At 49.3% G+C, this 6,903-nt stretch carries 6 protein-coding genes and 1 rRNA gene; 5 read left to right on the top strand and 2 right to left on the bottom strand.

The window, feature by feature from the left end:
* Positions 1 to 177: 177 nt before the first annotated feature.
* Positions 178 to 293, top strand: a 5S ribosomal RNA gene (gene rrf / locus CUN67_RS19900).
* A 67-nt stretch (positions 294 to 360) separates the two neighbouring features.
* Here rrf and mobB read toward each other — a convergent pair.
* Together mobB and mobA are read right to left on the bottom strand one after the other, a co-directional pair.
* Entirely contained in the window at positions 361 to 873 is a 513-nt protein-coding gene (gene mobB / locus CUN67_RS19895) for a molybdopterin-guanine dinucleotide biosynthesis protein MobB (RefSeq protein ID WP_208716960.1), read from the bottom strand.
* Positions 870 to 1,445 carry a molybdenum cofactor guanylyltransferase MobA gene (mobA, locus tag CUN67_RS19890; RefSeq protein ID WP_208716959.1) on the bottom strand — a complete coding sequence of 192 codons (576 nt, stop codon included), beginning with the start codon at positions 1,443 to 1,445 and terminating at the stop codon, positions 870 to 872. Before mobA ends, mobB begins: the two co-directional genes overlap by 4 nt.
* 71 nt (positions 1,446 to 1,516) lie before the next feature.
* Between mobA and CUN67_RS19885 the strand changes: the two genes are divergently transcribed.
* From CUN67_RS19885 to polA, 4 genes are all read left to right on the top strand, one after another.
* Complete coding sequence (locus tag CUN67_RS19885) at positions 1,517 to 1,792, top strand: YihD family protein (RefSeq protein WP_208717281.1); 276 nt, start codon at positions 1,517 to 1,519, stop codon at positions 1,790 to 1,792.
* 45 nt (positions 1,793 to 1,837) lie between these two features.
* Positions 1,838 to 2,824, top strand: a complete 987-nt coding sequence (locus CUN67_RS19880) for a serine/threonine protein kinase (RefSeq protein ID WP_208717280.1) — start codon at positions 1,838 to 1,840, stop codon at positions 2,822 to 2,824.
* A gap of 26 nt (positions 2,825 to 2,850) precedes the next feature.
* Entirely contained in the window at positions 2,851 to 3,480 is a 630-nt protein-coding gene (dsbA, locus tag CUN67_RS19875; RefSeq protein ID WP_208716958.1) for a thiol:disulfide interchange protein DsbA, read from the top strand.
* A 368-nt stretch (positions 3,481 to 3,848) separates the two neighbouring features.
* Entirely contained in the window at positions 3,849 to 6,635 is a 2,787-nt protein-coding gene (gene polA / locus CUN67_RS19870) for a DNA polymerase I (RefSeq protein ID WP_208716957.1), read from the top strand.
* The last annotated feature ends 268 nt before the right edge of the window (positions 6,636 to 6,903 follow it).

Genomic DNA, 6,903 nt, shown 5'->3' with positions numbered 1-6,903 from the left:
GCATTGTTTACCGGATTCAGTTATGTCCTGCGGATTGAAGTCCGAAGGATTTTGCGCTGAAGCAAGGCGGCAAAAGAGACGGAAGGAAGGAGCATACATAAGTATGTGACTGACTTACGCGAATGCAGCCAACGCAGCAGCAGTGCAAAAGACACAGGACAGAGCAGAAAGAATTTGCCTGGCGGCTGTAGCGCGGTGGTCCCACCTGACCCCATGCCGAACTCAGAAGTGAAACGCCGTAGCGCCGATGGTAGTGTGGGGTCTCCCCATGCGAGAGTAGGGAACTGCCAGGCATCAATCAAGTGAAGAAGCCCTGAACGAAAGTTCAGGGCTTTTTTACTTCTGAAAATCAGAGAAAATTCATGTGTTACCCTGTGAAGCGAGCCACCGGGCAATGAACTCAGCGATCTGTTCTGGCTGATTAATATCCAGAGATGCTATTGGAAGTTCCAGCTCAGCATCACTTGCCACTGCGATTACATACTTATCAAGCAAATCCTCTACCTCGCCTTTAACACCTGGACGCCAAAGTACGATCTTTGCAATTGGCTCATCTTTAAAACCCTCAACCAGCACCAAATCCAGCATCGATTTATCCATATGTGATGCCAGTTGCTTCAGGTTTAACGGCTCATCAGGCGTCTCGCACATCAAAGCCCAGCGCTGATTGCTGGCAACGATCACCTGATCGGCTCCCGCTTTTCGTAGCAGATAACTATCTTTTCCCGGCGTATCGATATCCATATGATGATGTGTGTGCTTAATCAGTCCTGGACGGATCCCCTGAGCTTTAAGTAAGGGAATAACCTTCTCTAACAACGTGGTTTTACCTGTCCCGCTCCAGGCGGCGATCGCCAGCAAAGGTATCGTCATGATGGCATTTCCTCATCCAGTAGATCGTCAGGTGTATTGATATTGCGAAACGCCGATTCAGAATCTGCAAAGGTCACAGCATGACCACCATTTTCCTGCAAAAATCGCATCAGACGGCGTTCTCCGCTAAGCAGGCAGGCTTCGAGATTATCCGCTAAGCAACGATTCACCAAAGCCAATGCTGGATGATCACGCAGAGAGGATTTAACCCACACCGCTGGCGCTTCAGCCTTTTGTTGCCAGAGGCGTGCGACAAAATCATCAGGGATCCACGGTGTATCACAGGCACAGAACGCTACCCACTCGGTTTGGCTGTGGCGTAATCCGCTTAGCATACCCGCCAGCGGGCCGGGATAATCCGGTAGTGAATCGGTAACAATCTGACAACCACTTGCCTGATAACGATCAATGTTACGATTGGCACTTATCAACACAATATTGACCTGCGGCCGAAAACGCCGCAGAACGTGTTGATAAAGGGGCTCACCCCGCAGAAGCATCAATCCTTTATCCTCACCACCCATGCGGCGTCCCTGGCCACCAGCCAGAATCACGCCGGTTAATGCTGTCATTTTCGTCTCCTTACTCATAGTGGACGATACTTACAGGTCGGCAGCCCAACACCTGCATAAAGGAATGAATGATGAAATATCACCGTCTCAACGAACTGCTCGAACTCCTGCAACCGGCATGGCAGAAGGAGTCTGAACTTAACCTGTTGGCATTTTTACAAAAATTGGCGCAGGAATCAGGTTTCAGTGGCCCATTAAGTGAATTAACAGACGACATATTGATTTACCATCTCAAAATGCGTGATGCAGGCAGTGATGCTGAGATTCCCGGGCTGAAAAAGGATTATGAAGTGGACTTCAAAACCGCGCTATTACGCGCACGCGGTGTGATTAAGGATGATGAGTAGTGCTATCCTTGCGCATTAAAGCAAAGGTAACACACAGGCCAAATGATGAGCGAAGCAGCCTTTAATTTCCAGACACTGAATCCCGATGTCATCCTTGATGCACTTTGGGAGACAGGTCTGCGCGTCGAATCTGGCTTAACCGCCCTTAATAGCTACGAAAACCGCGTCTATCAATTCAGTGACGATGAAAAGCGTCGCTATGTGGTGAAGTTTTACCGCCCACAGCGTTGGAGCGCTGGCCAGATTTTGGAAGAACATCAGTTTGCCCATGATCTACTGGCCGATGAAGTCCCTGTTGCTGCCCCCCTGGAACTACGGGGAAGCACGCTGAACAGCCATGCAGGATTTATGTTTGCCGTATTTCCCAGCCTGGGCGGTCGGCAGTATGAAACCGATAATGAAGAACAGATGGAATGGGTTGGCCGTTTTCTGGGGCGAATCCATCAAACAGGCCGTCAGCAGCATTTTGAGCAACGGCCGACTATTGGCCTGGATGAGTATATTGTGCAGCCGCGTCAGCAGCTGGAACAAAGCATGCTGGTACCGAATGCATGTAAAGATCCGTTGCTGGCTGCTGTAGATAAGCTTTATCACACGTTACAGCAGCGATGGAATACGCAATGGCAACCACTACGTTTACACGGTGACTGCCATCCCGGCAATATTCTGTGGCGTGATGGACCGATGTTTGTCGATCTTGATGATGCGCGTACTGGACCGGCAATCCAGGACTTGTGGATGCTGGTGAATGGCGATCGTCAGGAGCAACTTATTCAGTGGGATATTTTGCTGGAGGCTTACAATGAATTCAGTGACTTCGATATACATGAATTGTCACTGATTGAGCCTTTACGCGCGATGCGCATGGTTTATTATTTAGCCTGGGTCGTGCGTCGCTGGCAGGATCCTGCTTTTCCGCGTGCCTTTCCGTGGATGACCGATGAAGATTTTTGGCGTCGGCAAATTATACTTTTCACCGAGCAGGAGAAGCTGTTACACGAACCGCCGTTGCAGCTTAGCCCGCAATTTTAATGAAGCAGTCAGGAGAATTTTTCACGATGAAAAAGATTTGGTTCGCGCTGGTAGGTTTAATGCTGGCATTTAGCGCCTCTGCGGCACAATTTACCGACGGCAAACAGTATGTCACGCTGCCGAAACCTGTCGCCGGTGAGCCGCAGGTCATGGAGTTTTTCTCCTTCTTCTGCCCCCATTGCTACCAGTTTGAACGCATTTATCACGTTAGTGATGCGGTGAAAAAGAATCTGCCCGCGAATACGAAAGTGACCAAATATCACGTTGATTTCCTTGGCGGTGATTTCGGTCCGGTAGTGACACACGCATGGGCGGTGGCGATGGCGTTGGGTGTTGAAGACAAAGTCTCGGCTCCAATTTTCGATGGTATTCAGAAAACGCAGACCGTCACCGATGCAGCCAGCCTGAAAGATACCTTTATCAAAGCGGCAGGTATTTCTTCTGAAGATTATGATGCAGCGTGGAACAGCTTTGCAGTTAAAGCACTGGTTGCTCAGCAGGAAAAAGCAGCATCTGACGTGAATCTGCAGGGTGTGCCGGCGATGTTTATTAACGGCAAATATATGGTCAACAACGGTGGCCTCGACACCAGCTCGATGGATAATTTTGTTGCCGATTACGGCAATGTCGTAAAATTCCTGGTGGAAAAGAACTAATTTAGCCAGCAAATCAACGCCGACTTAGTCGGCGTTTTTTCCATCGGACTCTCCTTTATATTCCTTCTTACTGTTAACCCTGTGGTTAATATCCACATGGATGATCATCTTTTTAAAAAGATGTCTCTCATCACAGAAAGTAAATAACCTATTGAAAATTAGGTTTTTTTATAAGGTAAACGATTGCGAATAACGTAAATAACAATACGTTATGAAATTTACGCACAAAGTTATCCACAATCTGATCCTTGCGATCCCTGCTGTGTTTTGAGTAAAAAACACCACTTCGACAGGTGCAAATTCAACATTCGCCTCAGGTTATGGCATCCTTATACATCTCTTAATCGCAACGAAGAAAAATCAAACTTATGGCGCACATTGCAGAAAATCCCCTGATTCTGGTAGACGGATCATCCTATCTCTACCGTGCATATCATGCCTTTCCGCCTCTGACCAATAGTGCAGGTGAGCCAACTGGCGCAATGTACGGTGTGCTCAACATGCTGAAAAGCTTGTTGATGCAGTATCAACCCAGCCACGTTGCCGTGGTCTTCGATGCGAAAGGAAAAACATTCCGCGACGAGTTATTCGAGAACTACAAATCTCATCGTCCCCCCATGCCTGATGATCTGCGCGCGCAGATCGAACCGTTGCATGAAATGGTAAAGGCGATGGGATTACCGCTACTGGCGGTATCTGGCGTAGAGGCTGATGACGTCATCGGCACGCTGGCACTGGAAGCCGAAAAGCAAGGGCGAGCGGTATTGATCAGTACCGGTGACAAAGATATGGCCCAGTTGGTTACGCCGGGTATCACCCTGATTAACACCATGACCAATACGGTCCTGGGGCCAGAAGAAGTCGAACAGAAATACGGTGTACCGCCTTCCCTGATTATCGACTTCCTTGCCATGATGGGCGATAGCTCGGACAACATTCCCGGCGTACCGGGTGTGGGAGAAAAAACCGCGCAGGCATTGCTGCAAGGATTGGGAGGCATGCAGTCCATCTATGACAACCTGGAGAAAGTGGCCGACCTGTCATTCCGCGGTGCTAAAACCATGGCGACCAAGCTGGAACAGAATCGTGATGTGGCATTTCTTTCCTATCAACTGGCAACCATCAAAACCGATGTCGAACTGGAACTGACCTGTGAACAACTGACGGTAAATGAGCCGGATGTCGCAGTACTGCAAACTCTGTTTGGTCGTTATGAATTCAAACGTTGGCTGGTTGATTTGCAGGATGGTAAATGGCTACAGGGTAAAAAGAACAATGCACAGGCTCAGCAAGCATTACCGGATGAACCGGTGGCTAAAGCAGAGACCGTGAGCGTATTGTCATCCGATGGTTACGTCACCATTCTTGATGAAGACACCTTTACCAGCTGGCTGAAGAAGCTGCAAAAAAGCGACGTTTTTGCTTTTGATTTGGAAACGGATTCACTTGATACCCTGAGCGCCAATATTGTGGGCCTCGCTTTTGCTGTGGCACCGGGTGAAGCAGCCTATTTGCCGGTAGCGCATGATTATCTCGATGCACCTGATCAACTGGATCGCGCAACGGTGCTGGCACAGCTAAAACCGCTGCTGGAAGACAGTAAGGCTCTCAAGGTCGGGCAAAATCTCAAGTACGATCGTGGCGTACTGAAGAACTACGATATCGAACTGAACGGTATTAAATTCGACACGATGCTGGAGTCGTATTGCCTGAACAGTGTTGCCGGTAAGCATGATATGGATAGCCTGGCAGCACGTTGGTTGAATCATAAAACCGTGACGTTTGAAGAAATCGCCGGGAAAGGTAAAAACCAGCTGACATTCAACCAGGTCGCGATCGAGCAAGCGGGGCATTATGCTGCGGAAGATGCGGATGTGACGCTGCAGCTGCACCTGAAAATGTGGCCTGAGCTGGAGAAAGAAGCCGGACCGAAAAAAATCTTTGAAGAGATTGAGATGCCACTGCTGAAGGTCATCTCCCGGGTAGAACGTAACGGCGTGCTCATCGATCAAAATATCCTGGCGAAACATTCCCAGGAGCTGACCACACGCCTGGCGGAACTGGAGCTGCAAGCGCACGAGCTGGCGGGTGAGCCGTTCAACCTTTCCTCTACTAAGCAGCTGCAAACCATTCTGTTTGAAAAACAGGGTATCAAACCCACCAAAAAAACCCCAGGTGGAGCACCATCGACCAGCGAAGAGGTGCTGGCAGAGCTGGCGCTGGACTACCCACTGCCAAAAGTGATTCTGGAACATCGTGGTTTGTCGAAGCTGAAATCGACGTATACCGACAAACTACCGCTGATGATTAACCCTGTTACTGGTCGCGTGCATACCTCGTATCATCAGGCGGTAACGGCAACGGGTCGTCTGTCCTCGACCGATCCTAATCTGCAAAATATCCCGGTGCGTAATGACGAAGGGCGACGCATCCGTCAGGCATTTATTGCCGGGCCGGATAAACGTATTGTCGCTGCGGACTATTCACAGATTGAGCTGCGTATTATGGCGCATCTGTCGCAGGATAAAGGGTTGCTGGATGCCTTCGCTCAGGGTGAGGACATCCACCGTGCAACCGCATCAGAAGTGTTTGGCGTGGCGCTTGGCAAGGTGTCTGGTGAACAGCGTCGCAGCGCCAAGGCGATCAACTTTGGCTTAATTTACGGGATGAGCGCTTTTGGCCTGTCACGTCAGCTGAATATTGGCGCTGGTGAAGCGAAAAAGTATATGGACCTCTACTTTGAGCGTTATCCGGGCGTATTGCGTTATATGGAAGAGACACGGGAACAGGCGGCAGAAAAAGGCTACGTTGAGACTCTGGATGGTCGACGCTTATGGCTGCCGGATATCAAATCCGGCAATGCTATCCGTCGTAAAGCTGCGGAACGTGCAGCCATCAACGCACCAATGCAGGGGACCGCTGCCGACATCATTAAGCGGGCCATGATCGCTGTTGATGGTTGGTTACTGCAGCAGAATGATGACGCGGTAAAAATGATCATGCAGGTACACGATGAACTTGTTTTTGAGATCCATCAGGATGCGGTGGATGCTGCCTGCGAAAAGATACGTCAGTTGATGGAAGGCAGTATGAAGCTGGCTGTACCGCTTCAGGTTGAGGTCGGCATTGGCGATAACTGGGACCAGGCACACTAAGTTGTCACCCGTAAGCGGTGAAATGCCGCTTACGACAATGTCATAAGAAAAAAGTTTACTTAATCGGTTCAGCACAATGCAAAAGCGGCCTGTAAAATGCGCGTTTTGTAACTACCTAACGTCTAAGCATTTTTTTGGTAATTAAACTACAGTTGGTACGCGTTTTTGTGACGAACCTGGTAAAAATGATGTCGATTCCTGAAACTAAACAACAAAAAACCCTTTGTTGGTCAGGAAAAATCAGGTAAAGTTTCTCGCGTAGGGTACA

The sequence above is a fragment of the Pantoea cypripedii genome, assembly GCF_011395035.1.
In the GTDB taxonomy this organism is placed as follows: Bacteria; Pseudomonadota; Gammaproteobacteria; order Enterobacterales; family Enterobacteriaceae; genus Pantoea; species Pantoea cypripedii_A.
Note: the sequence above shows the minus strand (reverse complement) of the source record. Positions and strands in the feature narration are given on the sequence as shown.